Origin of the sequence: Streptosporangium sp. OZ121 (assembly GCF_051918885.1) — a bacterium.
Lineage (GTDB): Bacteria > Actinomycetota > Actinomycetes > Streptosporangiales > Streptosporangiaceae > Streptosporangium.
Map to the genome: position 1 here is coordinate 475,983 of NZ_JBPXMC010000002.1, position 26,815 is coordinate 502,797.

The following is a 26,815-nucleotide window of genomic DNA, read 5'->3' on the forward strand; positions in this document are numbered from 1 at the left end:
CATTCGGGGAGTGAAGACGTGATGACGTCCGGCCAGACCACTCCGGCGGGATCGGCACAGCCTCCCGCCCTGACCATCGACGCGCTGGGCAAGAAGTGCCCGATCCCGATCATCATGCTGGCGGCGCAGATCAACGACGTGCCGCGCAACGGGATCGTCGCGGTCCTCGCCGACGATCCGGCCGCCTTCACCGACATCCCCGCCTGGTGCCGGTTGAAGTCACACCACCACGTGGGCAGCTACGAGCTCCCGGAGCGCGGCTGGGCCATTCACGTGCGCCGCAACTACTGACATGTCCTGAAATTGGGTATGACCTCCCCCGAAAACACGCCAAACGGTTCGGGGGGACGGCATGAGCGGTGAGACGGCCAGAGATCTGATGCACGCCGGGGTCCGGTGCGTCGAGGCACACGAGACACTCGACCGGGCGTCACAGATGATGCGGGACATGAACGTGGGCGCGCTGCCCATCTGCGGCAGCGACGACCGACTGAAGGGGATCATCACCGACCGCGACATCGTGGTCAAGTGCGTGGCGCAGGGCCTGGACCCCTCCCAGATGACCGCGGGAGACCTCGCGACCGGTCTGGTCTGGGTGTCCTCGGACGCGAGCGTCGAGGAGGCGCTGGCCAAGATGGAGCAGAACCAGATCCGGCGGCTGCCCGTGATCGAGGACGGCCGCATCGTCGGCATGATCACCGAGGCCGACCTGGCCAGGAAGCTGTCCGACGACAAGCTGGCCGAGTTCGTGCACCGCGTCTACGCGAGCGGCTGACGCCCGGCCCGCGCGAGCACCTGACACGGCGGCCCGGCCGGTGGACCGTGCCGGCGGCACCGGCCGGTCCACCGCCGGGCGACTGGCCCGGCGGCGGACCGGCGGCGGACCGGTGTCCCGGCCGTGGCGGCTCAGGCGTGGTGGCACTTCACGAAGGGGGCCACCTCCGCGGCGGCGTCGGCGCCGTAGGCGTCGGCGAGGCGCTCCAGGAAGACCTTCTGGCCGAGCTCGTACTCCTGACCGCCGACACGCTCCAGGACGTGGGTGGCGGTGAGGTTGCCGACCTGGCCGCAGCGCTCCAGGGACAGGCCCCAGGCCAGGGCGGACAGGAATCCGGAGCGGAAGGCGTCGCCCACGCCGGTGGGATCGGCCTTGCCGAGCTCGGGCGCCGGGGGGACGTGCAGGGACGGCTCGCCCTTGCGGTCGATGACGACACCCTTGGGACCGAGCGTGGTGACGCGGACGCCGACCCGGTCGAGGATCTCCTCGTCGCTCCAGCCGGTCTTCTGCTCGATCATGCCCTTCTCGTAGTCGTTGCCGAACAGGTAGGCGGCACCGTCGACCAGCTCGCGGATCTGCTCCCCGGGCATGCGGGCGAGCTGCTGGGAGGGGTCGGCCGCGAACGGGATGCCGCGCTGGCGCGCCTCGGCGGTGTGCCTGAGCATCGCCTCGGGGTCGTTGGGGCTGATCAGCACCAGGTCGAGGCCGCCGACCCGCCGGGCGACCGGGTCGAGCTCGATGAGGCGGGCCTCGGCCATCGCGCCGGTGTAGAACGACGCGATCTGGTTGTGGTCGTCGTCGGTCGTGCACAGGAAACGGGCGGTGTGGTGCGTCTCGGAGACGTGGACGGAGTCGCAGTCCACACCGTGGCGCTCCAGCCAGGAGCGGTAGTCGGCGAAGTCGGTGCCGACCGCGCCGACCAGAAGGGGCTTGAGCCCCAGGCAGCCCATTCCGAACGCGATGTTGGCCGCGCAGCCGCCGCGGCGGATCTGCAGGTCGTCCACGAGGAACGACAGGGAAACCCGATCAAGCTGGCCGGCGATGAGCTGGTCGCTGAAGCGGCCGGGGAAGGTCATCAGTTGATCGGTCGCGATTGAGCCGGTGACGGCGATGCGCACGGGGTTCTTCTCCTCGTTGTCTGCATCTTCGGAACGTGGGCGATTGAGCCGCACGGGAAGTTGAGCCACGCAAGAATACGCGACCTTTCCCGCGTCCCGCTCTCACCCCGCGGGCTACCCCGATCGGGCACGCGAAAGCCCCGCGGGGTGACCGATGTCACCCCGCGGGGCCGGGCGCTCTCGCCGGTCCGGCTCGCCTGCCGAGCTCGCCTAGTTGAACGAGTCTCCACAGGCGCACGAGCCGGTGGCGTTGGGGTTGTCGATCGTGAAGCCCTGCTTCTCGATGGTGTCGACGAAGTCGACGGTGGCGCCCACGAGGTAGGGAGCGCTCATCCGGTCGGTGACCACGCTCACGCCGTCGAAGTCGGAGACGACGTCGCCGTCCATCGAACGGTCGTCGAAGAAGAGCTGGTAGCGCAGACCGGAACAGCCGCCGGGCTGCACGGCCACGCGCAGCTGGAGACCTTCCTCGCCCTGCTGCTCCAGCAGGCTCTTGACCTTCGCCGCGGCCGCGGAACTGAGGATCAGGCCCTGCGCCGTGGTCTCGCTGCTCTCAACCGACATGTTGATGACTCCCGCGTCTGCGTCAGCCGCTCCCCGGGAACGGCTGTCTGTTTATGACGTCCTTCTCAGACGCTACCAACACCCGTCCCCCTGTACACATTCCTGAGACGACAGACACATCCGTCTTTGGACAAAACCCCCTCCCCCGGAATAAAGCCCCAATCCTGTGTGTCATCATTAGTCGTCACTTCGACGATAAGGGGGTGTGGCCATGACGACCACCGAGACCGGGCTTCCGCTCTTCGTCCTCGGCAGAGGTGTCGACCCGCACAGCGAGCGCGGCGTCGACTGTCCCGGCGAGTTGCCGTCGGCTTCCGACCCGGCGCTCGTGGAGCGCGCCAGGAGGGCCAAGGCGGCGCTCGGCGACCGGGTCTTCGTGCTGGGCCACCACTACCAGCGCGACGAGGTCATCCAGTTCGCCGACGTGACCGGCGACTCGTTCAAGCTCGCGAAGGAGGCCGCGGCCCGCCCCGACGCCGAGTACATCGTCTTCTGCGGCGTGCACTTCATGGCCGAATCCGCCGACATCCTCACGTCGAGCTCCCAGAAGGTCGTGCTGCCCGACCTCGCGGCCGGGTGCTCGATGGCCGACATGGCCACCTTCGACCAGGTGGAGGAGTGCTGGGAGGCTCTGGATGACGCGGGGATCGCCGGGGTCACCGTCCCCGTCACCTACATGAACTCCAGCGCCGACATCAAGGCGTTCTGCGGACGCAACGGCGGCGCCGTGTGCACCTCCTCCAACGCCAGGCGCGCCCTGGAGTGGGCCTTCTCACGCGGCGAGAAGGTGCTCTTCCTCCCCGACCAGCACCTGGGCCGCAACACCGCGGTGCTGGAGATGGGCCTGTCGCTGGACGACTGCGTCGTCTACAACCCGCACCGGCCGAACGGCGGCCTGACCGCCGAGCAGCTCGAGAACGCCAAGGTGATCCTCTGGAAGGGGCACTGCTCGGTGCACGGCCGCTTCAGCGCCGAGTGCGTGGACGACGTCCGCGCCCGCATCCCCGGCGTCAACGTGCTGGTGCACCCCGAGTGCAGGCACGAGGTCGTCACCAAGGCCGATCACGTCGGTTCGACCGAGTACATCATCAAGAAGATCGAGGAGGCTCCGGCCGGGTCCTCCTGGGCGGTGGGCACCGAACTGAACCTGGTCAAGCGGCTCGGCGCCATGTTCCCCGACAAGAACGTGACGTTCCTGGACCGGACGGTCTGCTACTGCTCGACGATGAACCGGATCGACCTGCCGCACCTGGTGTGGGCGCTGGAGTCGCTCGCCGCCGGCCAGGTCGTCAACCAGATCACCGTGGACGACGACACCGCCCACTGGGCCGGGGTCGCCCTGGACCGGATGCTGGCCCTGCCCTGACGTCGGCGGACGTCGGCGGACGCCGGCGGACCTGAGCGTGGACGGGCCCCGGCGGGTGGTGACCCGCCGGGGCCCGTCGCGTGCCGGGGACCTGTCGCGTACCCGGGGTCGGGGGAGCACCGCGTGAGCGGGGCCTATTCGAGCTCGTAGACCACCTTGACGCTGACGGAGACGTTCCGGCGGCCGGGGCTGATCGACGCCCTGTCGACGGCCGCGGCGAAGCCGAGGACCGGCGTCGGCGGGGTGACGTTCTGCTCGCTTATCTCCATGACACGGCCGAGCCCGCGGGCCGCGAGCCTGGCGTACTGCGCGGCGCGGTTCTGGGCGTCCCTGAAGGCGGCCTCGCGCGCCAGCCTGAGCGGCGCGCGGTTGTCGGACACCTCGAAGGAGATGCCGTTCAGCCGGACAGCCTCGCCGACGGCGGCCGCCGCCTCCACCACGTCGTCCGCGTCGTCGATGTCGCGCACTATGGCCTCGACGCCCTGCGTGGCCCGGTAGCCGGAGATCGTGGGGTACTCCTTGTACTCGGGGCCGAGGGTCAGCTCGTCGGTCCGCAGGTCCCTCGCCGCGACCCCGGCCGCGAGCAGCGCCCGCGTCAGGTCGGCGGCGGCGGTACGGGCGGCGGTGAACGCCGCGCCGGCGGTGGGACGGCGCACCTCGACGCCGGTGTCCAGACGCATGATGTCGGGGGTGGTGGACACGGTGCCCTCGCCCACGATCGTGATCTGGGGGCGATTTCTCTCCGCGGTGGTCGCGGAGGGCTCGGAGTCCGCGAGCGCGGTGCCGCCGGGCAGACCGGCGAGGAACAGTCCCGTGGAGACGAGCACGGCCGAGGCGACCGCCTGAGACATCTTGATCATAAAGTCATGGCACCACGGGACCGCGGCCGCGGCGGCGAGCGCTGCGTGGGCCCTGTCGTGTCTTGGCCGAATCCCGGACGGGTATTTTGCCGCCGACCGGGTTGGATTCCGGGCAGATCGCGGCGAGCGGGCACGAGCCGGTCCTGGGCGGGCGGACGCGGCCCGGACCCGGGCGGGTGGACGCCGTCTAGATCCGGGTGAGCCCCCGCCACCAGCCCAGCAGCCCGCCGTCGCCCTCGATGGCGTAGTCGTCGGGGCTGCGCCGCCCCCAGACGACCTGGAGCAGGTCGGCCGACGTGGCGGCGCGCACGGTCACGGTGCCCGGTTGCAGGGACCGCCGGTGGTGGAAGCGGTCGGGATCGAGGGTGATCACCCACCCGGCTCCGGTGTCGGCCTGCAGGGAGATCGTCTCGCCTCCTCCCCTGAGGTCGGCCACGTTCGGGTTCCACTTCACGTACGGCAGGACGTCGAGGAACTCCTCGACCCCGTCGGCCGCCACGTGCTCGTCGATCACGACCGGGACGCCCAGCGCGAGCTCGGCGTCCACCCGGTGCACGAGGGTCTCGTGGAGCATCCGCCTCGACCAGAACCGCACCCGCTTCTCCCCGCCCCAGGACCACACCGGCGCCTGCGGGTCCTGCGACAGCAGCGCCTCGGGCAGGAAGGCGGCGCCCTCCCCGAGCCAGGCGGGATAGCCGGCCGGGTCGGCGGGCAGGCCCATGTCCATGCCGTCGCGGTCATAGCGCCGGTCGGCCAGGTCGCGCACCATGGCGGCCACCCACCGGTGCACGCCTCCGGTGTGGGTGACGAGCCTCGCCAGATCCCAGCCGGGACAGGTCCGTACGGAAACGGACATGTCACGCCCCTTCAGGACGTCGGCCATCCGGGCGATCTCCACGGCGGCGGCCGCGGCGTGCTCGGCGTGGGTCCACTCCCTCATGTCAACCCTCTCGCGTGAAGCGCATGAACTGCTTCTCGTACTCCTTGGCGTCGGTGCTGGTGACCAGCAACCGCTGCACCTTCCCGGTGAAGTCGAACACCACCGCCTCGTAGCCGGAGCCCTTGCGCCGCCAGCCCGCGATGTGCTCGTCGTCGTACCAGCCGATGAGCCGCTCCGTCTCGAACGGGATCCGGACCTTCGCCGGAGCGTCGGAGCCGGTGGACCAGACGCAGATCTCCTTCTTGCCCTCCTTGCAGTACGTCAGCAGGGACGAGCCTGACGGGGAGATGTCGTCGCCCTCGACCGTGATCGGCGTGCCGACGTCCAGCAGCGTCTGCAGCACGGTGCCCTGCGTGTCGTAGAAGCGGATGCGCTGGGTCTTGCCGGTGAGCGCCCAGGTGCCGACGGCCCGGCCGTCTCCCCGCCAGAAATAGCTCCACTTGCCCGCGTCCTTCTCCTTCACGCGGACGACCTTCGCCTTCTTCGTGGCGACGTCGATGATCGCGAAGCCGTACTCCTTGCTGATGTCGCCGACCGCCTCGTAGAGGGTCACCAGGCCGCGCCTGCCGTCCGGCGACCACTGCGGCAACGTCGGGTAGATCGGCGCCTTGGTGATCCTGATCCTACTCGCCGCGCCGGATCGATGATCGACGATCGACACGATCGCGTAGCTCTGCGCGTCGTACATCCGGTCGGTGCCCAGCGCCTGGGTGCCCTCGGCGTTGACCGTGTACTGGAAGTACTTGCCGTTCTTGACGAACCGCCCGGTGTCCCGCTCGCGGACGTAGAGGGTCTTGTCCCAGTCGAGGCTGTAGGAGCTCAGCTTGATCGGGTCCTGGTCGCTCTCGTGGAGCGTGAGCGAGCTGCCGGGCAGCTTGATCGTGCTGTCGGCCTCCGGCACCGTCGGAGCGGTGGGAGTGGGAGTGTTCGCGGCCTTCGTACTGCCCGCCCGGGTGGTCCCCGGCGTCTCGGTGGTGCCGCGCAGCGCCAGCACGACGCCCCCGGCCACGAGGGCGGTGACCAGCACGCCTCCCACGATCGCCGGCCACGCCCCGCGCCCGCGCCGGGCGGGGGCGGCCTGTCCCGGGTACTCCGGTGCCGCGGGGTTCCGGTACGGCGCCCCCTCCGAGGAGGGGTAGGTCGCGGGACCGCCGTAGGGCCGGTGTCCGGGCTGTCCCGGATATCCCGGCGGCGGGTGCCCGGGGCCCTGCGGGGGGTAGCCGCCCGCGTAGCCGTCGGGGCCGGGATACCCGCCGGGGGAGGACCGCGTGTGAGGCGGCCCCTGCTGCGGGAAACCGTGGGGCCCGGACTGCTGGACGTGCCCGGGGTTCTGGGCATGACCGTGGGGGTTCGACTGCTGGGGGTGCGGGGTGTGACCGCGAGGGTCCGAGTGCTGGGGGTACGGGACGTGACCACGCGGGTCCGGCTGCTGGGGGTGACCGGTGGGGCCGCCCTGCGGGCCCTGCGCCGGGTGTCCCCCGCCGGGCCCGCTCGGCTGGGAGAACGGCTGCGGCCCGGAGTGCCGCCGGTGGGCCCACTGGACATGGTCGTCGCCGCCCGGGCTCCGCTGCCCGTACACGGTGTGCCCGGGGTCGTTCCCGCCTGAGCCGGGGCCGGTCCGCTGTGCCGCGGCGGCCGAGCCCTCGGCCAGGATGCCGCGCGGCGCGGTGGGCGGCGCCGCACCGGTCACGCCACCCGGGCCGCCCGCGTGGCCGAGCAGCCGCAGCAGCGCCTCACCCGCCGCGGGCCGCTGGGCGGCGTCCTTGGACAGGCACTGCCCGACCAGGTCGCGCAGCGCCGGATCGGTGATCGCCCCCAGGTCCGGCTCCATGTTCATGATCCGGTTGAAGATCGCCGGAAGGCTGTCCGTACCGAACGGCGGCTGCCCGGTGGCCGCGAAGACCATCGTGCAGCCCCAGGCGAACATGTCGGCGGGCGACCCCGCGTTCTCCCCGGCCAGCTGCTCGGGGGTCATGTACGAAGGGGTGCCGATCGCCATCGCGGTCAGCGTGGAGGTCCGGTCGAGCGCCTTGGCGATGCCGAAGTCGATCACTCGGGGGCCGTCGGGGGCCAGCAGCACGTTGGACGGCTTGAAATCGCGGTGCACGATCCCCGCCTGGTGGATGGCGACGAGCGCGGTGACCGTGCCGATCGCCAGGCGGTGCAGGCCCGCGCCCTCGCGCGGGCCCTCGGCGGTCACGACCGCGTCGAGCGTCGGGCCGTCGATGTACTCGCTGACGATGTACGGGCGATGCCGGTCGACCCCGGTGTCGATCACCGCGGCGGTGCAGAAGGGCGCGACACGCTGGGTCGTGCTGACCTCGCGGACGAAGCGTTCCATCGCCTCCTCGTCCTGCGTGAGATCCGCGCGGAGCAACTTGACCGCGACGCGCGCCCCCGTCGGGGAAACGCCCAGGTAGACCGTGCCCTGGCCTCCCTCGCCGAGCCTGGCGGTGAGCCGGTACTCCCGCACGTGCTCGGGATCCCCGGGCCGCAAGGACGCGAGGTCCGCCATGGTCACACCCTTCTCCCGCGATGGATTTCCGGTCCCATTGTGGGGGCAAAGGGTCACAGGACGTACATCAAATCGCAAGCCGGACAGCCACGATGGCGCGTTCCAGACGGCCTCGCGCATCGCGCGGAAAGGCCGGGCGGGAAGGGCTTCGCGAGGACCTCTCAGAGGCCGGGCGCACCCCAGAGGGGAAACCAGCGGCCGAGATCCGGCTCGATCTCCAGCTCGCCGCCGATCGCGCCGCGCACCTGCAACTCCAGCGCGTTGTCCCTGCGCTGTGCCCGCCCTCCCCCGTACCCGGACGCCTGCCCACCCGCCCGCTCGGCGGGCAGCGGGGCGAACGGGTAGAAGGTGCCCTGCTTGTAGAGGTAGACCAGGGCGAGCCCGCGACCGTCGGGGGCGGCGAAGGAGACCAGCGAGCAGAGCAGGGAGGGGCCGAAACCCGCCGCCTCGAGGGAGGAGTTGACCGCGTGCAGATCCGTCACCAGGTCACCGAGCATGTCGGGGGCACGGCGCACCAGCAGCCACGTGTAGCCGAAGGAGTCCTTCGACGCCTCCACCGGGGGGCCGCCTCCGGCGTCCAGCAGCTGGGTGACGTCGCGCTCCAGCTCGGCGAACGCCCCGCCCTCGGCCGAGCGGAAGCAGACCGCCCCCACCCCCGTCGGCGCCAGATCGGTGGCGGCCTGCAGGGTGACCGCGGCCGAGGGCAGCGCGAACAGCGCGTCCAGGTCGGCCCTGGCCGGTTCGCTGCGCCCCATCAGCGCGTCCCACCAGCGCATCGGATCACTCCCCCCTCACGCCCCATGCGACCGGTCACCCGCCCTGCCCGAGCTGGGCGGAGATCCTGCCGAGCTGCTCCAGTCGCCGCTCCAGCGGCGGGTGGGTCGCGAAGAGCGCGGCCAGGCCGGCCTTGCCGGACAGGGCCGGCGCGAAGAAGAAGGCGTTGAACGGCTCGGCCTCGCGCAGGTCCTTCGTCGGGATGCGGGCCATCTCACCGCTGATCTTGACGAGGGCGCTGGCCAGGGCGGAGGGACGCTGGGTGAGCAGTGCTCCCGCGCGGTCGGCGGCCAGCTCGCGGTAGCGCGACAGGGCACGGGTGAGCAGGAAGCTGACCGCGTACACCAGGACCGAGACGAGCAGGATGATCACGCCGATCGGCAGGCCGCCCCTGTCGTCGCGCCCGCGCCCGCCCAGGCCGCTGTAGAGCGCGACCCTGGTCATCAGCCCGGCGACGATGCCGAGGAAGGACGCGATCGTCATGACCGCGACGTCACGGTGGGCCACGTGGGACATCTCGTGGGCCAGCACGCCCTCCAGCTCGCCGCCGTCGACGCGGCGCAGCAACCCCGTGGTCACGCAGACCACGGAGTTCTTCTGGTTACGGCCGGTGGCGAACGCGTTCGGGACGTCCGAGTCGGCGATCGCCACCCGCGGCTTGGGCATGTCGGCCAGCGCGCACAACCTGTCGACCATGCCGTGTAGCTCCGGAGCCTCCTGCGGGGAGACGACACGTCCGTGCATCGCGAACAGCGCGATGCGATCGGACATGAAGTACTGCACGAGCAGGATGCCGCCGGCGATCAGCAGCACCACGACGGCCCGGACGCCCAGCGCGATCAACACGGCCACGAAGACCACGTAGAGCAGTCCGAGCAGGAACATGGTGACCACCATGCGCCTGGTCAGGCCCCGGTCCGGGGCGAACCGGGTTTGTGCCATATGCCCAAGCTAGCCGGGAATCAGCCCTTCATTGCCGAGCATCTCCCGCACTTCGTCCATGGATGCGTCGGCCGGAGGCAAAATCAGCTCCGAGGACTCCAGGCTGTCGTCGGGCAGCGCCTTGCCGACGTGACGGACCTTGTCGAGCAGGGCGTGCAGCCGCACCCGGAAGGCCTCCTCCTCGCCGGCCTCGATGGCGGCCTCCAGCTCGGCGTCCAGCGCGTTCAGCACGTCGAGGTCTGCGGGGGCGATGTCGATCTGCCCCTCCCCCATGATGCGGACGATCACAGGCCCTCCCCCGGCTGGCGCAGCTGCTGCGTCTGGTTGGACTGCGGCTGCTGCTGCTGAGGCGGCTGCTGGGGCTGGGGCTGCTGGTGGGGCTGGGCCGGGCCGGGCGTGATCGCGCCCTGCGGCGCGGGGCCCTGGCCGAGCTCGGCCTTCATCCGCGCGATCTCCAGCTCCACGTCGTGCCCGCCGCCCATGCGGTCGAGCTCGGCCTGGATGTCGTCGCCTCGCTGGCCGCTGAAGTCGTCGAGCGCGCCGCTGGCCAGCAGCTCGTCGATGGCACCCGCGCGGGCCTGCATGGAGGCGGTCTTGTCCTCGGCGCGCTGGATCGCCAGGCCGACGTCGCCCATCTCCTCGGAGATGCCGGAGAAGGCCTCGTTGATCCGCGTCTGCGCCTCGGCGGCGGTGTAGGTCGCCTTGATCGTCTCCTTCCTCGTACGGAAGGAGTCGACCTTGGCCTGCAGCCGGTGGGAGGCCGTGGTGAGCTTCTCCTCCTCGGCCTGCAGGTTGTCGTGCTGCACGCGCAGGTCGGCGATCTGGGTCTGCAGGCTGCCACGGCGGGTCAGCGCCTCACGGGCCAGGTCCTCGCGGCCGACTCCGAGCGCCTTGCGGCCCTGCTCCTCAAGCTTGCGCGACTGCGCCTCGATCTGGTTGATCTGAAGCTCCACGCGCTTGCGCGAGGTGGCGACGTCCGCCACACCCCGGCGCACCTTCTGCAGCAACTCCAGCTGGCGCTGATATGAGTAGTCCAGGGTCTCGCGAGGATCTTCCATCTTGTCCAACGCGTTGTTCGCCTTGGACCTGAAGATCAGCGAAAGTCTCTTCATCACGCTCATGCGCGTCGGCCGTCCCCTTCTTCAAGTGCGCTTCGGGTCACCCCAAGTGAGTCCAGCCCCCCGAAAAGCACCGGAGCCACCATAGGGTTCACCCTACGCATAACGCGCGGGGGCGTCACTAAGTTGCACTCCCGGTAGGCTGACGTTGTGTTCCGACGTACCCAGACCACCGCGGACGACTCCCCCGCCTCCGCCAACGATCCTAAGCCTGCGGGCAAGGGGCGTCCCACACCCAAGCGACGGGACGCCGAAGGCCGTCGCCGGCAGCCGGTGAACGCCCCCCAGAACCGCAAAGAGGCCTACAAGAACCTCCGCGAACGCCAGGCCAGCGAACGCGTCAAGGCGCGCGAGGGCATGCTGCGCGGCGACGAGCGTTACTTCCCCGCCCGGGACAAGGGGCCCGCCAGGAAGTTCGCGCGTGACTGGGTCGACTCCCGCCGTCTCGCCAGCCAGTACTTCCTGCCGTTCTCCCTCCTCATCCTGCTCCTCACCTGGATCCCCTTCCCCGCTGACATCCGCGGGTACGTCTACGTCGCGGTGATCACGGTCGGCTGGCCGCTCATGATGGTCGGCGTGCTCCTCACCTCGATCTGGGTGTCCTGGAAGGTGAAGAAGCTGACCGCCGAGAAGTTCCCCAACGAGAACCTCAAGGGTGTCGGCTTCTACGCCGCCATGCGGGCGCTGCAGATCCGCAAGCTGCGCTTCCCGCCGCCCACCGTGCTGCCCGGCGGCAGGCCCGTCCCGCCGAAGAACTGACGGCGGAGCCGGCCACGGAGACAGCGGCGCCCGGGAGGCACCGCCGAGCGCGTTCCCGGACCCCGTCCCCTCCACGAGGGGGCGGGGTTCTTCGCGTCCCCGCCGGCGAACCCCACTCGCTAGCCGGACGAGCGTCATCCTGGACGACGGTCACTCATCCATGACGGTCACTCGACGACGTTCCAGTCCAGCTCGCCGCCGGTGACCACCGGTTTCCAGAAACCGATGGACCCGCCGGTCTCCAAGGCGTGCGCCGTCGCCCGCAGCAGGCGGTAGTACGACCTGATCGGAACGCCGCCGGGCAGGAAATCCATCATGCCCTCGTGATCGGTGTCGCCGACGTCGCGCACCACGGAGTCGATCACCAGGTGGTCGCCGCTCCCGTCGGCGCCGAACGGGATCATCCGCCCGTCCCACCACTCCGTCCGCCCGTCGGCTCCGCCCCTGACCTCGCCGTCTATCTCGCACAGCCGCCGCCAGGTGTCACGGATCTCGCGGACCCCCTGGTTCCATTTGCCGAGGAACCCGAACGGCCAGGTGTCGGCCACGGCGGAGGCCCCGTCGTGGCGCAGCAGGGAGGCACGTAGATCATCGGGGAAGCGCAGGCCCATCTGCGCCTCGGCGACGGCGATCGTACGGGCTCTGGCGGGCTTGCCCAGCGTGCGAAGGCTCGCGGGGGCGTTGGCCTCCAGCCACCTCTCGATGCGGCGCCACTGGCGGTTCACCGCCCGGGTCACCCTCGGATCGACCGCCCGCACTCGCGCGGCCCGCGCCCGCGGACGGCAGTCGGCGTCGGGAACGACCACGGGGGTCTCGGCGGTCTCGTACGGGACCGGGGTCTCGTACGGCCGGACGGGATCCGGCCCTTCCCCGGCGGCCTCGAAGAGCTCCTGCACCTCGGGCGCCTCGGGCGCCTCGGGCACTTCGCGGCACGAGTCCCCCGAACACTCGCCCTTCCGGCACACGACGGCGATCAGATTCCTCGTCGGCTCCACCTCGCCCGTGGGGCGCGCCGCCGAGTCCGCCGGGCCGCTCGATCGCGGAAGCTCGCACATGTCGTCCGCGCCGGGCGAGTTCCGGAAACCGGTCGCCTCGACCGTCTCCGTCCCGTTCGAGAAGACCGCGCTCTCCAGCGCCTGCGTGCCGAAGGCGAGCAGGCACAGCCCGACCCCCACGGCACCCCAGCGGACCAGGCGGCCCCGGGTGGCCCCGTCCAGCGGCTCTCGCGGCGTCCGCGGCCCCCGCTCGAACATCCGCTCGACGGCGGTCCGGACGGCGGAGGGGGGCCTGGCGTACCGCCTGAGGTCCTCGTCCGTGGGGGTGCCGAGGATGGGAGCGGGGGGCCATCGCGGCGCGCGCCCGGCTCCCGAGCCCGGTTCCCCGGCCGGGGAGGCGATCCCGGATCTCTCGATCGGGGAGGCGGCCCGGCGTTCCTCCGCCCGGCGCCACAGGCGGGCGACCGCCACGACGACGGCCGCCAGCGCCGCCGCGGCGAGCGCGAACCTTACCCTCCGAGAAGTGATCAACCGCGACACGCCCGGCAGGGTATCCCGAATCATTCCGAAATACGGTGCCTACTAATGTCGGACCATGGAATTCCGCCACCTTGGCCGCAGCGGTCTCATGGTCAGTGAGATCAGCTACGGCAACTGGATCACACACGGTTCCCAGGTAGAGGAGGACGCCGCCAGGCAATGCGTGCGAGCGGCCCTCGACGAGGGGATCACCACCTTCGACACCGCCGACGTGTACGCGGGCACCAAGGCGGAGGAGGTTCTCGGCCGCGCTCTCGCGGGGGTTCGCCGCGAGTCCCTGGAGATCTTCACCAAGGTCTACTGGCCGACCGGACCCGGCCCCAACGACCGGGGGCTGTCGCGCAAGCACATCACCGAGTCACTGCACGGCTCGCTGCGCCGCCTGCAGACCGACTACGTCGACCTGTACCAGGCACACCGCTTCGACAACGAGACGCCGCTCGAGGAGACCCTCAAGACCTTCGACGATCTCGTCCGCCAGGGCAAGGTCCTCTACATCGGTGTCAGCGAGTGGACCGCCGACCAGATCGGCCGGGCACTGAAGATCGCCGACGAGATGGGCTTCGACCGCCTGGTCTCCAACCAGCCCCAGTACTCCATGCTGTGGCGGGTCATCGAGGCCGAGGTCGTGCCGCTGAGCGAGAAGGAGGGCGTCGGCCAGGTCGTCTTCTCCCCCATCGCCCAGGGCGTGCTCACCGGTAAGTACCGGCCGGGGCAGCCGCCTCCCGCCGGTTCCCGGGCCACCGACGACTCCGGAGGGAAGAACTTCATCGCCCGGATGCTCAACGACGACGTGCTCACCCGCGTTCAGCAGCTGGAGCCGGTCGCCGCCGACCTCGGCCTGACCATGGCCCAGCTCGCGGTGGCCTGGGTGCTGCAGAACCCCAACGTGTCCTCCGCCATCGTGGGGGCCAGCAGGCCCGAGCAGGTGCGCGACAACGTCAAGGCCTCCGGGGTGAAGCTGGAGTCCGAGGTGCTGAAGAAGATCGACGACATCCTCGGCCCGATCGTCGAGCGCGACCCCGCCAAGACCGTGAGCCCCGAGCGGCGTCCGTAGCGCGGTGACCGGTCCCGGTGAACGCCGGAGGCGTTCGCCGGGCCTCTCGCGTCCGTGCGCGGGCCCGGAACGGGAAAGAACCCCTCGGTTCCTCATCTTCAGCGAGGGTCCGAGGGGTTCTCCATTCATCCGGGTTCACTCCGGGCGCAGTGACATCCCCTCGTACTCGACGCGCTCGCCTTCGAGCAGGGTGACCTTCTCGACTCCGGACTCAAGCAGCTCACGCCAGCTTTCACCGAGCCACGACTCGGCATCCGCCTGGCTCGGGAACGTGTCGGACGGCGAAACACCCTCGACCACCTCGCCACCATTCGCGTTTTCGTAACGCCAGCGCCACGTCATGCCATAGCTCCTTCTCGCGGGTCCTGCCGGTGCCCCTCGGCGGCTCAGCGAACACTACCTCTCCCGGGCACTCCCGGGCATGAAGGCGAGATCATGACCTCGTGCTCCGCCGCCGGGACGTTCCCGGCACCCCCGGTACGCCGCGGGGATCGTCAGCGTCCGCCAGGAGACGGAGGCGCGCGGCCTCTCGACCGGCTCCTCAACCCGGCAGGAGAGCGGGCGTGAAGATCTTGATCTCCGGCACGGCGAGCGCCGGCGGATGGCCGGCTCCGGACTGCGGGTGCGCCTCCTGCGCCCGTGTCACGCCGGGCCGCCGCCCCGTCTCCGTGATACTCGACGTCCCGGTGGCATCCGGCGGCTCCCTGCCGCTCGACGGTCCCGGTGTCTCGGTGCCCCTCGACGGTTCGGTGACGCCCGGCGGTTCAGTGACGCCCGGCGGTTCGGGAACACTCGACGGCCCGACGGCGCCCGGCGGTCTCGCGCGGCTGCCGCCGGCCGGCCCGCTTCCGCCCGGCTACCACACCTCGGCCGGCCCCGACGGCCTCACCGTCACCACCCCCGGCGGCCGGCGCGTCCTCCACGCCACTGCTTCCTCACCCCTCTCTCCCCCGTACGGCGAGTCTCCGCCCGGTGAATCTCCACGCGGCGGGCCTCCACGCGATGAGCGGGGCGTACGGGAGGGGGACGCCGGTGGCGTGGGAGAGGCGTTGGACCTGGTGCTGCTGGACGTGCTGGACCGGCCGGAACGGCTTGGGGACCTGCGCCGGCGGGGCCTGGTCGGTGAGCGGACGCACGTGGTGGCCGTCGGTGTCGACCACCGGGTCCCCACGGAGGCGGAACTGAACAGGCGGGCCGCGCTGTGGGGCGTGCGCGTCGTACCGGACGGCACGATCGTCGACACCGGCGAGCCTCCGCCCGCTCCGGTTCCCCCGCCCAGGAGGACCCTGCTGCTCGGGGGGAGCCGGTCGGGCAAGTCGGCGGAGGCCGAACTGCGGCTGGCGGCGGAGCCCGAGGTGCTCTACGTCGCGACAGGCCCGTCCGGCGCCGGCGATCCCGAGTGGCTGCGCCGGGTCAGGGCGCACCGCGACCGCAGGCCCGCGCACTGGAGGACCATCGAGACCACCGACCTGGCCGGGCTGCTGCGGTCCGCCGACGTCCCGCTGCTGATCGACGGGCTCGGTACCTGGGTGGCCGCCGTCTTCGACGAGTGCGACGCCTGGCCGGGCGGCGACGGCTCCACCCGCGAGGACGGCAGGGGCGGCGGGAACGGCGGGAACGCGGTCGCGGCCCGGTGCGACGACCTGGTGGCGGCCTGGAGGCAGACCCGGGCCCGGGTCGTGGCGGTCTCCGACGAGGTCGGGCTCGGCGTGGTGCCCGGCACCGCCGCCGGCCGGATGTTCCGGGACGCCCTCGGCCGGCTGAACCAGCGCCTCGCCCTGGAGTCGGAAGACGTCGCCCTCGTCGTCTCCGGCCGTCTCCTCCCGCTCCCCGTCTGATGCCCCCCCGTCTGGCCTTCCCCCTCCGCTCTGTCCCGTGGTCCCCTCCCTCTGATCTCCCCCACCCGCTCCCTCCCCGTGGCAACCCCCGCTTTTCCGGCTCTCCTGCCTGTCCGGCCTTCCTGATGCCGTGGCCGGCAGCCCTCACCGGGCTTCCAGCACGGCTCCGGCCGAGGCCGTCCCCGGGACGGCACGCCACCGGACCTGGTGGACGTGCGCGGGCACGGCGCCGGAGAGACCGAAGGCTACGATCATCAGTCATGTCCGACTCCTCGCCCCCGCCCAAGGACGGCCCGTCCACGTTCGCCGACGGGGTGCGTCTCGCGATCGGCACGCTGAGCGTCTTCCCGGTCCGTCCAGGAGTGGTCGACCGCCGGGCAGGGGGGATCGCGATGACGGTGGCGCCGCTGGTGGGAGCGGTGATCGGGGCCATAGGCGGGCTGGTGCTGGTGATCTCCCTGTGGCTGGGGACGACACCGCTTCCGGCGTCGGTGCTGGCCGTGGCGATCGTGGCGCTGCTCACCCGGGGACTGCACCTGGACGGGCTGGCCGACCTCGCCGACGGGCTGGGCAGCGGGAAACCCGCCGAGCGGGCGCTGGAGATCATGAAGCGGTCGGACATCGGCCCCTTCGGCGTGGTGACGCTGGTCCTCGTCCTGCTGGTCCAGGTGACGGCCCTGCAGGAGGCCGTCACCCGTGCCGGTGCCGGCGCGGGCGCGATCACCCTGGTCGCGGCCTGCGCGGCCGGACGGCTCGCCCTCACCTGGGCCTGCCGCGCGGGCGTTCCCCCGGCACGCCCCGACGGGCTCGGCGCGATGGTCGCGGGCACCGTACGGCGGAGCGTCGCGGTGGCCGTGACCGCGCTGGTGCTCGCGGGAACGACGGCGCTGGTCCACCTCCACGGCATAGGTGCCTTCGCCCTGGGGTCTTCCGGCTCCCCGTCCGAGTCCTCTGGCGGATGGGGCTATTGGGCCTACGCGGAAATGCCCTACTCCGAGGTGGACATCACCGGTGTGGGGTCTCCGGGCCTGGGGCCGTTCCTCGCCCCCTTTGGTCTTCCCCTGGCCATGCTCGTGGGACTGCTGGCGGCCTGGACCGTACGGCGCAGGGCCGTGCGGCGGCTCGGCGGCGTCACCGGCGACGTACTCGGCGCGCTCGTCGAGATCGCCACCGCGACGACCCTGCTGGCCTGCACGATCCTCGCGAACTGACCGTCTCCCCTGCCTGGACCGAAGCGTGCGGGTGCTTTCGCCCCGCCCGCTCCCGTCGCACACTGACCGTCTTCCCCCGCCCGGCCCGAAGTGGTCGACGTCTCCTTCCTCGTCCATGCCGGTTCGACGCCTCGTTCCTCGTTTACGCAGAGGGCGACCTCTCCGCTTCGTTCGCCCACGTCCGCTGGGTGCCGGGCGAACGAAGAGGCCCGGGGCCCTCTCCCGCCCGGTTCTCACGCCACGGCGGCTGGGACCGATCTCTCGACCGGACGGTATTTGAACAGCAGCGCCGAGACCACGGCCAGCAGCGCCGAACCGACCAGGCCGGTGATCCCCGCGACGGCGAACACCGGCGGGTCGGCCGCGTCACCGACGAGCAACATCAGGCCCGCGGAGGCGTTCAGCGATCCGTGCCCGACGACCGCGGGCCAGACGCTTCCCGAATAGAGGCGGAGCCAGCCGAGCAGGGCTCCGAAGGCCACGCAGAAGACGATGAACATCGGCGCGGCCCACGCCCCGAGCTCGGGGTAGTTGTATCCGCGCAGGGTGAGCGGGAAGTGCCAGAGCCCCCAGATCACCCCGGACACCAGGAGCGCCCGCCAGGTGCCGAGTGGCATCAGGCGCGGCAGCAGCCAGCCTCGCCACCCCCACTCCTCGCCGAAGGCCGCGACCGAGTTGATCACCGGGGCGATCAGAACCATCGACGCGACCTGCACGGCCATCAGGACTCCGGCCTCCATCGGAGGCGGCCCGCCCGCCGCGGCCGCCAGGTTCTCGCGGAACAGGCTGAACTCTCGCAGGTCGACGGAGAGCAGGCCGAGGGCGGCGCTGAGCGCGGTCGCGACGACGACCAGCACGGGGATGCCGAACCAGGCCAGCGCGACCAGTGCGAGCGTGCGGCCCCGGCTCCCGCCCGCCGACAGGCCGGTTCGCACGGCCCACTCGCGGCCGGTGGCGACGTCTCCGAGCCGCCTGCCGCGCAGCCGGACGGCGAGGACCCCGAGCGTCGGGGTGAACATTATCGCCACCCCCATCGCCAGGAACACGGGCGTGCTGCTCGACGCGTCCGTCAGCCAGATGGGGAGGGCGAACAACCAGGACAGGCCGAACGCGACGAGCAGGAACAACCACAGGTCAGGGAACCGACGAAGCATGAAACCGCCTTCAGGCGCTTGGACGCGGACGGACGGAAGGAAAGGAGTGGAAGGCGGCGGAGACGGCCACGGGAGGGCCGGACGCCGCGAGGGGGAAGGGGCTGGGCGGGGGAAGGATGGAGCGGAGGGACGGGCGGGAACGGGGTGCAGCGGGCGGGGACAGAGGTCAGCGGGCGGAGGACATGGGGACAGGGGACGGAGGACAGGGGACGGAGGACACGGGGCAAAAAGGCGGCGGGCGGAGGTCAGCGGGCGGCCGGCCCGGTGGACGCCCGGTCCACGAAGGTGTTCAGCAGGGCGGCCCCGCTCTCGGCGTCGTCGATCGAGACGGCGAAGCGGCCACCGGAGACGTAGTCCACCACCAGGCACTCCCCGCCGCGGATCATGACCGTCACGGCCCCGGGCAGGCCCCTGATCCCCCAGCCTCCGACGTTGGACGGGAACCGCTCCTCCGACCAGGCCCGCTCCACCCGCTCGATCGGGATGTGCTTGCGGGGCAGGCGGAACGGCCCGTAGAAGAGCACGACGCCCTCCTCTGTGACCTGCACCCGCACCGAGCCGAAGGTCAGCGCCAGCAGGCCCGCCAGGAACGTGATCGTCGCGGGGATCCACAGCGCGTCGTCGCCGCCGATCAGGGCGAGCACGGCGAGCCCGAGGCCCGCGGCCAGGACGGAGCCGCCGAGCGCGGTGAGCGGGCCGCTGCTCACCGAGGAGACCCACACCGCGCGCTGGCCCTGGCGGAGCGGGAGCCGCCGCGTGGGGACGGCGGACGGCTCGGGACGGTCGTCGGGCCCTGGGCGGGCGGCGAGGGCGCCGAGCCAGCCGCCCAGCACCAATCCCGCGACCGCGAGCAGCGCCCCCCACCCCAGGTCGGCGGCCCGCTCCCAGCCGGGCGCGTCGAGGTTGGCCACCAGCGTGACCGCCTGCAACCCCGGGAAGAACAGGCCGACACCGCCCAGTAGGGCGCCGATCGCCATGCGGCTCGCCCTGCGCCTGAACATCGCGGTGTTGACGAGCGCGAACCCCAGGGGCCCGCCCGCGAGCAGCGCCCACAGGCCCGCCTGGAACAGCAGCGAGACGGTGAACGGCATCGAGCCGTCAGGGGCGCCGGACGGCCCCCAGTGCGTGGCGATCGGATCGGGCAGCCGGTCCCGCAGCGCCAGCGGCGCGGCGATCAGTGCGGCGGTCACCAGTGCGACCCAGCCGGCGGCGATGGACAGGAATCGGGCTCGCAGGCCCATGTCGGTCACCCCTTCCAAGGACCGGGCTCCCGGCCCGGTCACGACAGTTCCCTGATGAGCTCGATGACGTCGTCGTGGCGGTAGCCGTACTGGACCGCCTCGTCGAGCAGGGAGCGCAGCTTCTCCTCGATGACGCTGCGCGGGTTCGGGCGGCTGAGCACGCTCACGCCACGGCCCCGGCGGAACTCCAGCACCCCCTCGTCGCGCAGGTCCCGCAGGGCGCGCAACACCGTGTTGGCGTTGATGCCCAGCGCGGCGGCCAGGTCGCGAGCCGGCGGGAGCCGGTCTCCCGGAGCGTACGAACCCTCGGCGACGGCACGTCTGATCGCCTCGGCGACCTGCTCGTGCAGCGGCCGGGGGTCGTTCAGATCCAAGGTGAGCAACATAGTGCTAGCGACATTAGCACCAAACCCTCGAATGGTGCCACTGTGAATAGCACCATCGGGCGGCAGGATTCGTAGGACGAACCCTCGTTTATGCGTACTGCGCCAGCCCGACTAGCATCGGCCTACGTGACCACTGTGCGGCTTACCCCAACTGACAACGCTGTCTCGTTCGATACCGACGCGCTGGTCGTCGGCGTCCACACCGGACCGGACGGCCTGCTCCCCGCTCCCGGGGCCGAAGGCCTCGACCGGGCGCTCGGCGGCAGACTCGCCGCCACGCTCGAGAGCGTGGGCGCCAAGGGTAAGCCGGGCGAGATCTCCAAGATCCCCACCTTCGGCTCACTGACCGCGCCCCTGCTGGTCGTCGTCGGCCTCGGCGACGCCCCCGGCGACGGCTACGACGCCGAGGTCCTGCGCCGCGCCGCGGGCACCGCGGTCCGCGCCCTGGCCGGCACCGGCCGGGTGGCGCTCGCCCTGCCCGCCGCGAGCGCGGAGCACGCCGGCGCCGCCGCCCTGGGCGGCCTTCTCGGCGCCTACTCGTTCACCAGGTACCGCACCGTGGGAGAGCAGAGCTCCCCGGTGGGCGAGCTGGCCGTGCTGAGCGACGCCGAGGGCGCCCAGGCCGCGATCGAGCGCGCCACCACGCTGGCCGAGTCGGTCTCGCTGGTTCGCGACCTGGTCAACACCCCGCCGTCGGACCTGTGGCCGGCCCGCTTCGCCGAGATCGCCGAGCAGATGGGCGCCGAGGCCGGCCTGTCGGTGGAGGTCCTGGACGAGAAGGCGCTCAAGGAGGGCGGCTACGGCGGCATCGTCGCCGTCGGCCAGGGGTCGGCCAACCCGCCCCGGCTGGTCCGCCTCTCCTACAGCCACCCCGAGGCCACCAAGAAGCTCGCGTACGTCGGCAAGGGCATCACCTTCGACTCCGGCGGCCTGTCGCTCAAGCCGACGGCCTCGATGGACTGGATGAAGTCGGACATGGGCGGTGCCGGCGCGGTCTTCGGCGCGCTCCTGGCGATCGCCAGGCTGGGCCTGAAGGTCAACGCGGTCGGCTACCTCTGCCTGGCCGAGAACATGCCGAGCGGCACCGCGCAGCGCCCCTCCGACGTGTTCACCAGCTTCGCGGGCAAGACCGTCGAGGTGCTCGACACCGACGCCGAGGGCCGCCTGGTCCTGATCGACGGCATCGCCCGCGCCGGGCAGGACGACCCCGACGTGATCGTCGACGTCGCCACGCTCACCGGCGCGCAGATCGTCGCGCTGGGCTGGCGGACGGCGGGCGTGATGGGCAACGACGACGACCTCCGCGCGGAGATCGTCGCCACGGCGGGCGAGCAGGGCGAGGCCGCGTGGCCGATGCCCCTGCCCGACGAGCTCCGCAAGGGGCTCGACTCCCCGGTGGCCGACATCGCCAACCTGCACCCCGAGCGTTTCGGCGGGATGCTGACGGCGGCCATCTTCCTGCGGGAATTCGTACCGGACGGGGTCCGTTGGGCACACATTGACATGGCTGGTCCCGCCTTCAACAAGGGCGAGGCCCACGGCTACACGCCGAAGGGCGGCACCGGGGCGATCACCCGGACGCTCGTCGGCCTCGCCGAGCGCCACGCGGGCGAGCCCGCGCGGTAACCGTCGTCGCCGCGCAAGCGGGTCACAAGCAACCCAGACAAATGAAAAGATGCGGTTGCCGGGGTCAGGCCAAGGGCGGGCACCGGCACGGCGCCGAGCCGGGTTCGGAGGCGGCGTGGATGCGATCGAGGATCCGCGCGGCCGTCCAGGGCACGACGAGGGGCGCGACCGTGAAGACGGTATTCCGATCCGACAAGGAGCTTTCCTGTGGCTGATGGCAGCGGCCCCTACGACATCGTCGTCCTAGGTGGCGGTAGCGGTGGGTATGCCTGCGCTCTGCGGGCGGCCGAGCTGGGCAAGACGGTCGCGCTGATCGAGAAGGACAAGATCGGCGGTACGTGCCTGCACCGCGGGTGCATTCCCACCAAGGCGCTTCTGCACTCCGCGGAGGTCGCCGACGAGACGCGGGAGAGCGCGACCTACGGCGTCAAGGCCCGCTTCGAGGGCATCGACGTGCCCGCGGTCCACGCGTTCAAGGACAAGATCGTCACTCGCGCCTGGAAGGGTGTGCAGGGCCTTCTCAAGAGCAAGGGCATCACGATCATCGAGGGTGAGGGCCGTCTCGCGGGCCCGAACCGGGTGTCGGTGGGCTCCGAGGTCTACGAGGGCCGCAACATCGTGCTGGCGACCGGCTCCGCGCCCAGGTCCCTTCCGGGCCTGGAGATCGACGGCGAGCGGGTCATCACCAGCGAGCACGCGCTCAAGCTCGACCGGGTGCCCACCTCGGTGGTCGTCCTGGGCGGCGGCGTCATCGGCGTGGAGTTCGCCAGCGTCTGGCGCTCCTTCGGCGCCGAGGTGACGATCGTCGAGGCCCTGCCGCACCTGCTGCCCCTGGAGGAGGAGTCCAGCTCCAAGCTGCTGGAGCGCTCCTTCCGCCGCCGCGGCATCAAGCAGGAGCTGGGCGTCTTCTTCGAGGGCGTCAAGACCACCGACACCGGCGTGGTCGTCAGCCTGGCCAACGGCAAGACCCTCGACGCCGAGCTGCTGCTCGTCGCGGTCGGCCGCGGCGCGGTCTCCGCGGGCATGGGTTTCGAGGAGGCGGGCATCGCGATCGAGCGCGGCACCGTCACGGTGAACGAGTTCTGCCAGACCAGCGTGCCCGGCGTGTACGCGGTCGGTGACCTCATCCCGACCCTGCAGCTCGCGCACGCGGGCTTCGCCGAGGGCATCCTGGTGGCCGAGCACATCGCCGGTCTGAACCCCATGCCGATCGACTACGACGGCGTGCCCAGGATCACCTACTCCGACCCCGAGGTCGCCTCGGTGGGCATCACCTCCGCCCAGGCCAGGGAGCGCGGCCACGAGATCGTCGAGCTGACCTACGACCTCGCGGGCAACCCCAAGAGCCAGATCCTGCAGACGCAGGGCGCCGTCAAGATCATCTCGGCGAAGGACGGCCCGGTGCTCGGGGTCCACATGGTCGGCCGCCGCATCGGCGAGCTGGTGACCGAGGGTCAGCTGATCTACAACTGGGAGGCCCTGCCCTCCGAGGTCGCGCAGCTCATCCACGCGCACCCCACCCAGTCCGAGGCCGTCGGCGAGGCGATGCTGGCGCTGGCCGGCAAGCCGCTCCACGTCCACAACTAACGCAAGCCCTCACTCGGAACGCGAGAGAAGACAACCCATGCCGAAGTCCGTACAGATGCCCCAGCTCGGTGAGAGCGTCACGGAGGGCACCGTCACCCGTTGGCTGAAGAAGGAGGGCGAGCGCGTCGAGGCCGACGAGCCGCTTCTCGAAGTCTCCACCGACAAGGTCGACACCGAGATCCCCTCCCCCGCGGCGGGCATCCTCACGAAGATCGTGGTGGCCGAGGACGAGACCGTCGAGGTCGGCGCCGAGCTCGCCGTCATCGACGAGAACGGCACCGAGGGCGCCGCCGCCCCGGCGCAGGAGAAGGCCCCCGAGCCGGAGCCGGAGCCCGAGCCCGCTCCGCAGCAGCAGGCGCAGCCGGCCTCCTCGATCCCGCAGCCCGCTCCGCAGGCCCAGGCCCCGGCGCCCGCGCAGCAGGCTCCCGCCCCGGCGCAGCAGGCTCCGGCCCCGCAGCAGCAGGCCCCCCAGGCCCAGGCTCCGCAGACCGTCCAGCCCTCCCCCTCCGCGCCGCCGTCCCCGATCTCGGCGTCCGAGCCCGTCGCGCAGCCCTCGGGCGACAGCCCGTACGTCACCCCGCTGGTGCGCAAGCTCGCCGGCGAGCACGGCGTGGACCTCGACGCGCTGACCGGCACCGGCGTCGGCGGGCGCATCCGCAAGCAGGACGTGCTGGAGGCCGCCCGCGACCAGCGCGAGCGTGCCGCCGCGGCCCAGGCCCCCCAGGCCCCCCAGGCCCAGGCTCCGCAGGCCGCCCAGGCTCCGGCCCAGGCGTCCGCCCCGCAGGCCCCCGAGCCGGTCGTGGTGGACACCACGCTGCGCGGGCGCACCGAGAAGATGTCGCGGCTGCGCCAGACCATCGCCAAGCGCATGGTCGAGTCGCTGCAGGTCTCTGCCCAGCTCACCAGCGTGGTCGAGGTCGACGTCACCAAGATCGCGCGGCTGCGCGACCAGGCGAAGGCCGAGTTCCAGCGTCGCGAGGGCGTCAAGCTCACGTTCACGCCGTTCTTCGCCCTCGCCACGATCGAGGCGCTCAAGCAGCACCCGAAGCTGAACGCCACGATCAACAGCGAGACCAACGAGGTCACGTACTTCGACACCGAGCACCTCGGTTTCGCGACGGACACCGAGCGCGGCCTGCTCGTCCCGGTGATCAAGGACGCCGGCGACCTCAACATCGCCGGGCTGGCCCGTAAGATCGCCGACCTCGCCGAGCGCACCCGCACCAACAAGGTGAGCCCGGACGAGATCACCGGCGGCACGTTCACGCTGACCAACACCGGCAGCCGCGGCGCGCTGTTCGACACGCCGATCCTCAACCAGCCGCAGGTCGGCATGCTGGGCACCGGCGCCGTCGTCAAGCGCCCGGTGGTCCTGGACACCCCCGAGGGCGAGGTCATCGCCGTCCGCTCGATGATGTACCTGGCGCTCAGCTACGACCACCGCCTGGTCGACGGCGCCGACGCCGCCCGCTTCCTGACGACGATCAAGCGTCGTCTCGAGGAGGGCCGTTTCGAGAACCAGCTGGGCCTGAACGGCTAGTCACCCGTTCTCTCCCACCGGGCCGGTCCGCGATCTCGCGGGCCGGCCCGGCTCGTTCTCCCCCGGGCGCGGGCGGCTTCCGCGTCCCACCGGTCCTCAGGGGTTGAGGGGGCCCGCTAGCCCTCCGAGAGCCCTCGGCGGTGACGCGAATCCGGTGGGCGCCCGGTTTCCGAAGATCCGGGGGGAGGTCGATTACATTGGACGACATGAAGATCACAGTGACCGGGTCCTCGGGCCTGCTGGGATCGGCTCTGGTCAAGGCTCTGCGGGACGACGGCGCCAGGGTGGTCCGTTTGGTCAGGCGGGTGCCGAAGGGCGACGACGAGGCCTTCTGGAACCCGGCGAAGGGGGTCGTCGACCGGGAGGCGCTGGAGGGCGCGGAGGCGGTGATCCATCTCGCCGGCGCGGGCATCGGCGACCGGCGCTGGAGCGAGGAGCACAAGCGCGAGGTGGTCGCCAGCCGGGTCGAGGGGACCAGGACCCTGGCGGGCGCGCTCGCGGGTCTGGCGGCGAAGCCCGCGGTGCTGCTGTCCGGCTCGGCGATCGGCTTCTACGGCGACACCGGGGACGTGGCGGTGGACGAGACGGCCCCGGCCGGTTCCGGGTTCCTCGCGCAGGATGTGGTGGTGCCGTGGGAGGCGGAGACGGCGCCCGCCGAGGAGGCGGGCATCCGGGTGGTGACGCTCCGTACCGGCCTGGTGCTGAGCGGGCGGGGCGGCATGCTGTCGCAGATCCTGCCCCTCTTCAAGGTCGGGCTGGGCGCCCCGCTGGGGTCGGGGCGGCAGTACTGGTCGTGGATCTCCATCGACGACTGGGTGCTCGCCGTACAACACATCCTGAAAAATCCTGAAATCTCGGGCCCGGTGAATCTGACGGCCCCCGAGCCGGTCACCAACGCCGAGTTCACCAAGGCGCTCGGAGCGGCGCTGCACCGGCCCACGATGCCGCTGGCCGTGCCGGGCTTCGTGCTGCGCACGGTCCTCGGGGAGTTCGCCGAGGAGGGGGTGCTGACCGGCCAGCGGGTGCTCCCGCGGCGCCTGCTCGACAGCGGTTACGCGTTCCGGCATACGCGTCTCAACGAGGCACTGGCCGCCGTACTCTAAAATCCCTGTTTTCGGCGTTCTGGCCGATGAGATCACTTGGGAGACAGACATGGGCAGCCCCGGGCAGTCGCACATCCTCGCGATCGGAGGCGGCTCGTTCCGCGCGTCCACGCGTCAGGGGATCATGGAGGCGAGCCCGCTGCTCAGGTACGCCCTCGACCTCACCGGCCAGGACCGGCCCCGCCTGGGCCTGCTCGCCACCGCCACCGGCGACGACGCGGAGTGGCTGCTGAAGATGTACGGCGCCTTCGGCGCGTGGGACGTCGAGGTCAGCCACCTGACCGTGTTCCCGATGACCAACGTCGAGGACCCGCGCGAGTGGGCGCTCAGCCAGGACATCATCTACGTCAGCGGCGGCAGCGTGGCCAACCTGGCGGCCCTGTGGCGGCTGCACGGCCTCGACGAGATCTTCGAGGAGGCGTGGCGGGCGGGCGTGGTGCTGGCGGGCCAGAGCGCCGGGGCGCTCTGCTGGCACGTGGGCGGCAACACCGACTCCTTCGGGCCGACGTTGCGGGTCTGGTCCGACGGCCTGGGCATGCTGCCCTACTCCTGCGGCGTCCACTACAACTCCGACCCGCAGCGCCGCCGGCTGCTGCACGAGGCGGTGGCCTCGGGCGAGCTGCCGGAGGGCTACGCCGCCGACGAGGGCGTCGCCCTGCACTACGTGGGCACCGAGTTCATCCAGGCCGTCAGCGTGCACCCGGACGCCTACGCCTACAAGGTCGAGCACGACGGGGCGGGCGGGGCCAAGGAGTTCCGCATCGAGCCTCGGCTTCTCACGTCTTAACCACGAACGGGTCAACTAC

The 26,815-nt window shown here is 71.4% G+C and carries 26 protein-coding genes; 12 read left to right on the forward strand and 14 right to left on the reverse strand.

The features are described 5' to 3' along the window. Positions 1–21: 21 nt before the first annotated feature. Together ACTOQ1_RS06980 and ACTOQ1_RS06985 are read left to right on the forward strand one after the other, a co-directional pair. On the forward strand, positions 22–291 hold the full coding sequence (locus tag ACTOQ1_RS06980) for a sulfurtransferase TusA family protein (protein WP_440065268.1): 270 nt from the start codon (positions 22–24) through the stop codon (positions 289–291). 61 nt (positions 292–352) lie between these two features. After that, entirely contained in the window at positions 353–775 is a 423-nt protein-coding gene (locus tag ACTOQ1_RS06985) for a CBS domain-containing protein (RefSeq protein ID WP_440065269.1), read from the forward strand. Between the two features lie 131 nt (positions 776–906). Here the strand turns inward: ACTOQ1_RS06985 and ACTOQ1_RS06990 are convergent, their stop codons facing one another. After that, entirely contained in the window at positions 907–1,893 is a 987-nt protein-coding gene (locus tag ACTOQ1_RS06990; RefSeq protein WP_440065270.1) for a carbohydrate kinase family protein, read from the reverse strand. Between the two features lie 210 nt (positions 1,894–2,103). After that, a complete protein-coding gene (locus tag ACTOQ1_RS06995) occupies positions 2,104–2,457 on the reverse strand; it encodes a HesB/IscA family protein (RefSeq protein WP_030910261.1) in 354 nt (117 codons plus the stop codon). A 211-nt stretch (positions 2,458–2,668) separates the two neighbouring features. On the opposite strand from ACTOQ1_RS06995, the gene nadA reads away from it, so the two are divergent. Beyond that, complete coding sequence (gene nadA / locus ACTOQ1_RS07000; RefSeq protein WP_440065271.1) at positions 2,669–3,823, forward strand: quinolinate synthase NadA; 1,155 nt, start codon at positions 2,669–2,671, stop codon at positions 3,821–3,823. 134 nt (positions 3,824–3,957) lie between these two features. On the opposite strand, the gene ACTOQ1_RS07005 is transcribed toward nadA, so the two are convergent. The 7 genes from ACTOQ1_RS07005 to ACTOQ1_RS07035 all read right to left on the reverse strand — a co-directional run bounded on the left by ACTOQ1_RS07005 (position 3,958) and on the right by ACTOQ1_RS07035 (position 10,975). After that, on the reverse strand, positions 3,958–4,683 hold the full coding sequence (locus ACTOQ1_RS07005) for an SIMPL domain-containing protein (RefSeq protein WP_440065272.1): 726 nt from the start codon (positions 4,681–4,683) through the stop codon (positions 3,958–3,960). A 187-nt stretch (positions 4,684–4,870) separates the two neighbouring features. Further along, a complete protein-coding gene (locus ACTOQ1_RS07010; RefSeq protein ID WP_440065274.1) occupies positions 4,871–5,623 on the reverse strand; it encodes a maleylpyruvate isomerase family mycothiol-dependent enzyme in 753 nt (250 codons plus the stop codon). Between the two features lies 1 nt (position 5,624). After that, entirely contained in the window at positions 5,625–8,138 is a 2,514-nt protein-coding gene (locus ACTOQ1_RS07015; RefSeq protein ID WP_440065275.1) for a serine/threonine protein kinase, read from the reverse strand. Positions 8,139–8,299: 161 nt separating this feature from the next. Beyond that, entirely contained in the window at positions 8,300–8,914 is a 615-nt protein-coding gene (pspAB, locus tag ACTOQ1_RS07020) for a PspA-associated protein PspAB (protein ID WP_440065277.1), read from the reverse strand. Positions 8,915–8,948: 34 nt separating this feature from the next. Then, positions 8,949–9,854, reverse strand: a complete 906-nt coding sequence (gene htpX / locus ACTOQ1_RS07025; protein WP_440065279.1) for a zinc metalloprotease HtpX — start codon at positions 9,852–9,854, stop codon at positions 8,949–8,951. 9 nt (positions 9,855–9,863) lie between these two features. After that, the gene (gene pspAA, locus ACTOQ1_RS07030; protein WP_350947458.1) at positions 9,864–10,142 is read right to left on the reverse strand and encodes a PspA-associated protein PspAA; all 279 of its coding nucleotides are present in this window, start codon (positions 10,140–10,142) and stop codon (positions 9,864–9,866) included. Continuing rightward, a complete protein-coding gene (locus ACTOQ1_RS07035) occupies positions 10,139–10,975 on the reverse strand; it encodes a PspA/IM30 family protein (protein ID WP_440065280.1) in 837 nt (278 codons plus the stop codon). Before ACTOQ1_RS07035 ends, pspAA begins: the two co-directional genes overlap by 4 nt. Before the next feature lie 147 nt (positions 10,976–11,122). Between ACTOQ1_RS07035 and ACTOQ1_RS07040 the strand changes: the two genes are divergently transcribed. Continuing rightward, positions 11,123–11,731 carry a DUF3043 domain-containing protein gene (locus ACTOQ1_RS07040; RefSeq protein ID WP_440065281.1) on the forward strand — a complete coding sequence of 203 codons (609 nt, stop codon included), beginning with the start codon at positions 11,123–11,125 and terminating at the stop codon, positions 11,729–11,731. 167 nt (positions 11,732–11,898) lie between these two features. Here the strand turns inward: ACTOQ1_RS07040 and ACTOQ1_RS07045 are convergent, their stop codons facing one another. Then, the gene (locus ACTOQ1_RS07045) at positions 11,899–13,266 is read right to left on the reverse strand and encodes an SMI1/KNR4 family protein (protein ID WP_440065283.1); all 1,368 of its coding nucleotides are present in this window, start codon (positions 13,264–13,266) and stop codon (positions 11,899–11,901) included. A 55-nt stretch (positions 13,267–13,321) separates the two neighbouring features. Between ACTOQ1_RS07045 and ACTOQ1_RS07050 the strand changes: the two genes are divergently transcribed. Next, positions 13,322–14,323 carry an aldo/keto reductase family protein gene (locus ACTOQ1_RS07050; RefSeq protein ID WP_440065285.1) on the forward strand — a complete coding sequence of 334 codons (1,002 nt, stop codon included), beginning with the start codon at positions 13,322–13,324 and terminating at the stop codon, positions 14,321–14,323. 135 nt (positions 14,324–14,458) lie between these two features. Here the strand turns inward: ACTOQ1_RS07050 and ACTOQ1_RS07055 are convergent, their stop codons facing one another. After that, complete coding sequence (locus tag ACTOQ1_RS07055) at positions 14,459–14,665, reverse strand: hypothetical protein (protein WP_362836278.1); 207 nt, start codon at positions 14,663–14,665, stop codon at positions 14,459–14,461. 221 nt (positions 14,666–14,886) lie between these two features. On the opposite strand from ACTOQ1_RS07055, the gene ACTOQ1_RS07060 reads away from it, so the two are divergent. Then, positions 14,887–16,161 carry a bifunctional adenosylcobinamide kinase/adenosylcobinamide-phosphate guanylyltransferase gene (locus ACTOQ1_RS07060; protein WP_440065286.1) on the forward strand — a complete coding sequence of 425 codons (1,275 nt, stop codon included), beginning with the start codon at positions 14,887–14,889 and terminating at the stop codon, positions 16,159–16,161. A gap of 260 nt (positions 16,162–16,421) precedes the next feature. Next, entirely contained in the window at positions 16,422–17,372 is a 951-nt protein-coding gene (locus ACTOQ1_RS07065; protein WP_440065287.1) for an adenosylcobinamide-GDP ribazoletransferase, read from the forward strand. Between the two features lie 233 nt (positions 17,373–17,605). Here ACTOQ1_RS07065 and ACTOQ1_RS07070 read toward each other — a convergent pair whose 3' ends face one another. The 3 genes from ACTOQ1_RS07070 to ACTOQ1_RS07080 form a co-directional block, all read right to left on the reverse strand. Continuing rightward, on the reverse strand, positions 17,606–18,526 hold the full coding sequence (locus ACTOQ1_RS07070; RefSeq protein WP_440065288.1) for a lysostaphin resistance A-like protein: 921 nt from the start codon (positions 18,524–18,526) through the stop codon (positions 17,606–17,608). A 245-nt stretch (positions 18,527–18,771) separates the two neighbouring features. Beyond that, positions 18,772–19,767: a DUF1648 domain-containing protein gene (locus tag ACTOQ1_RS07075; RefSeq protein WP_440065290.1), complete on the reverse strand. Its 996-nt coding sequence runs from the start codon at positions 19,765–19,767 to the stop codon at positions 18,772–18,774. 38 nt (positions 19,768–19,805) lie between these two features. Then, positions 19,806–20,141, reverse strand: coding sequence for a GntR family transcriptional regulator (locus ACTOQ1_RS07080; protein ID WP_344916610.1), 336 nt, complete (start codon positions 20,139–20,141; stop codon positions 19,806–19,808). Positions 20,142–20,279: 138 nt separating this feature from the next. Between ACTOQ1_RS07080 and ACTOQ1_RS07085 the strand changes: the two genes are divergently transcribed. From ACTOQ1_RS07085 to ACTOQ1_RS07105, 5 genes are all read left to right on the forward strand, one after another. After that, complete coding sequence (locus ACTOQ1_RS07085) at positions 20,280–21,779, forward strand: leucyl aminopeptidase (RefSeq protein ID WP_440065291.1); 1,500 nt, start codon at positions 20,280–20,282, stop codon at positions 21,777–21,779. A 207-nt stretch (positions 21,780–21,986) separates the two neighbouring features. Continuing rightward, positions 21,987–23,366 carry a dihydrolipoyl dehydrogenase gene (lpdA, locus tag ACTOQ1_RS07090; protein WP_440065292.1) on the forward strand — a complete coding sequence of 460 codons (1,380 nt, stop codon included), beginning with the start codon at positions 21,987–21,989 and terminating at the stop codon, positions 23,364–23,366. Positions 23,367–23,403: 37 nt separating this feature from the next. Further along, a complete protein-coding gene (sucB, locus tag ACTOQ1_RS07095) occupies positions 23,404–24,906 on the forward strand; it encodes a 2-oxoglutarate dehydrogenase, E2 component, dihydrolipoamide succinyltransferase (RefSeq protein ID WP_440065293.1) in 1,503 nt (500 codons plus the stop codon). A gap of 206 nt (positions 24,907–25,112) precedes the next feature. After that, on the forward strand, positions 25,113–26,009 hold the full coding sequence (locus tag ACTOQ1_RS07100) for a TIGR01777 family oxidoreductase (RefSeq protein WP_440065295.1): 897 nt from the start codon (positions 25,113–25,115) through the stop codon (positions 26,007–26,009). A 49-nt stretch (positions 26,010–26,058) separates the two neighbouring features. Next, positions 26,059–26,796, forward strand: a complete 738-nt coding sequence (locus ACTOQ1_RS07105; RefSeq protein ID WP_440065296.1) for a Type 1 glutamine amidotransferase-like domain-containing protein — start codon at positions 26,059–26,061, stop codon at positions 26,794–26,796. The last annotated feature ends 19 nt before the right edge of the window (positions 26,797–26,815 follow it).

What these genes read in the sequence shown, in the direction of transcription:
- sucB (WP_440065293.1), top strand. Translation starts at nt 23,404, where the DNA reads ATGCCGAAGTCCGTACAGATGCCCCAGCTCGGTGAGAGCGTCACGGAG.
- ACTOQ1_RS07105 (WP_440065296.1), top strand. Translation starts at nt 26,059, where the DNA reads ATGGGCAGCCCCGGGCAGTCGCACATCCTCGCGATCGGAGGCGGCTCG.
- ACTOQ1_RS07065 (WP_440065287.1), top strand. Translation starts at nt 16,422, where the DNA reads ATGTCCGACTCCTCGCCCCCGCCCAAGGACGGCCCGTCCACGTTCGCC.
- ACTOQ1_RS07055 (WP_362836278.1), bottom strand. Translation starts at nt 14,665, where the DNA reads ATGACGTGGCGCTGGCGTTACGAAAACGCGAATGGTGGCGAGGTGGTC.
- pspAB (WP_440065277.1), bottom strand. Translation starts at nt 8,914, where the DNA reads ATGCGCTGGTGGGACGCGCTGATGGGGCGCAGCGAACCGGCCAGGGCC.
- nadA (WP_440065271.1), top strand. Translation starts at nt 2,669, where the DNA reads ATGACGACCACCGAGACCGGGCTTCCGCTCTTCGTCCTCGGCAGAGGT.
- ACTOQ1_RS07005 (WP_440065272.1), bottom strand. Translation starts at nt 4,683, where the DNA reads ATGATCAAGATGTCTCAGGCGGTCGCCTCGGCCGTGCTCGTCTCCACG.
- ACTOQ1_RS07070 (WP_440065288.1), bottom strand. Translation starts at nt 18,526, where the DNA reads ATGCTTCGTCGGTTCCCTGACCTGTGGTTGTTCCTGCTCGTCGCGTTC.
- ACTOQ1_RS06980 (WP_440065268.1), top strand. Translation starts at nt 22, where the DNA reads ATGACGTCCGGCCAGACCACTCCGGCGGGATCGGCACAGCCTCCCGCC.
- ACTOQ1_RS07015 (WP_440065275.1), bottom strand. Translation starts at nt 8,138, where the DNA reads ATGGCGGACCTCGCGTCCTTGCGGCCCGGGGATCCCGAGCACGTGCGG.
- ACTOQ1_RS07075 (WP_440065290.1), bottom strand. Translation starts at nt 19,767, where the DNA reads ATGGGCCTGCGAGCCCGATTCCTGTCCATCGCCGCCGGCTGGGTCGCA.
- ACTOQ1_RS06995 (WP_030910261.1), bottom strand. Translation starts at nt 2,457, where the DNA reads ATGTCGGTTGAGAGCAGCGAGACCACGGCGCAGGGCCTGATCCTCAGT.
- htpX (WP_440065279.1), bottom strand. Translation starts at nt 9,854, where the DNA reads ATGGCACAAACCCGGTTCGCCCCGGACCGGGGCCTGACCAGGCGCATG.
- ACTOQ1_RS07035 (WP_440065280.1), bottom strand. Translation starts at nt 10,975, where the DNA reads ATGAGCGTGATGAAGAGACTTTCGCTGATCTTCAGGTCCAAGGCGAAC.
- ACTOQ1_RS06985 (WP_440065269.1), top strand. Translation starts at nt 353, where the DNA reads ATGAGCGGTGAGACGGCCAGAGATCTGATGCACGCCGGGGTCCGGTGC.
- ACTOQ1_RS07050 (WP_440065285.1), top strand. Translation starts at nt 13,322, where the DNA reads ATGGAATTCCGCCACCTTGGCCGCAGCGGTCTCATGGTCAGTGAGATC.
- ACTOQ1_RS07010 (WP_440065274.1), bottom strand. Translation starts at nt 5,623, where the DNA reads ATGAGGGAGTGGACCCACGCCGAGCACGCCGCGGCCGCCGCCGTGGAG.
- ACTOQ1_RS07100 (WP_440065295.1), top strand. Translation starts at nt 25,113, where the DNA reads ATGAAGATCACAGTGACCGGGTCCTCGGGCCTGCTGGGATCGGCTCTG.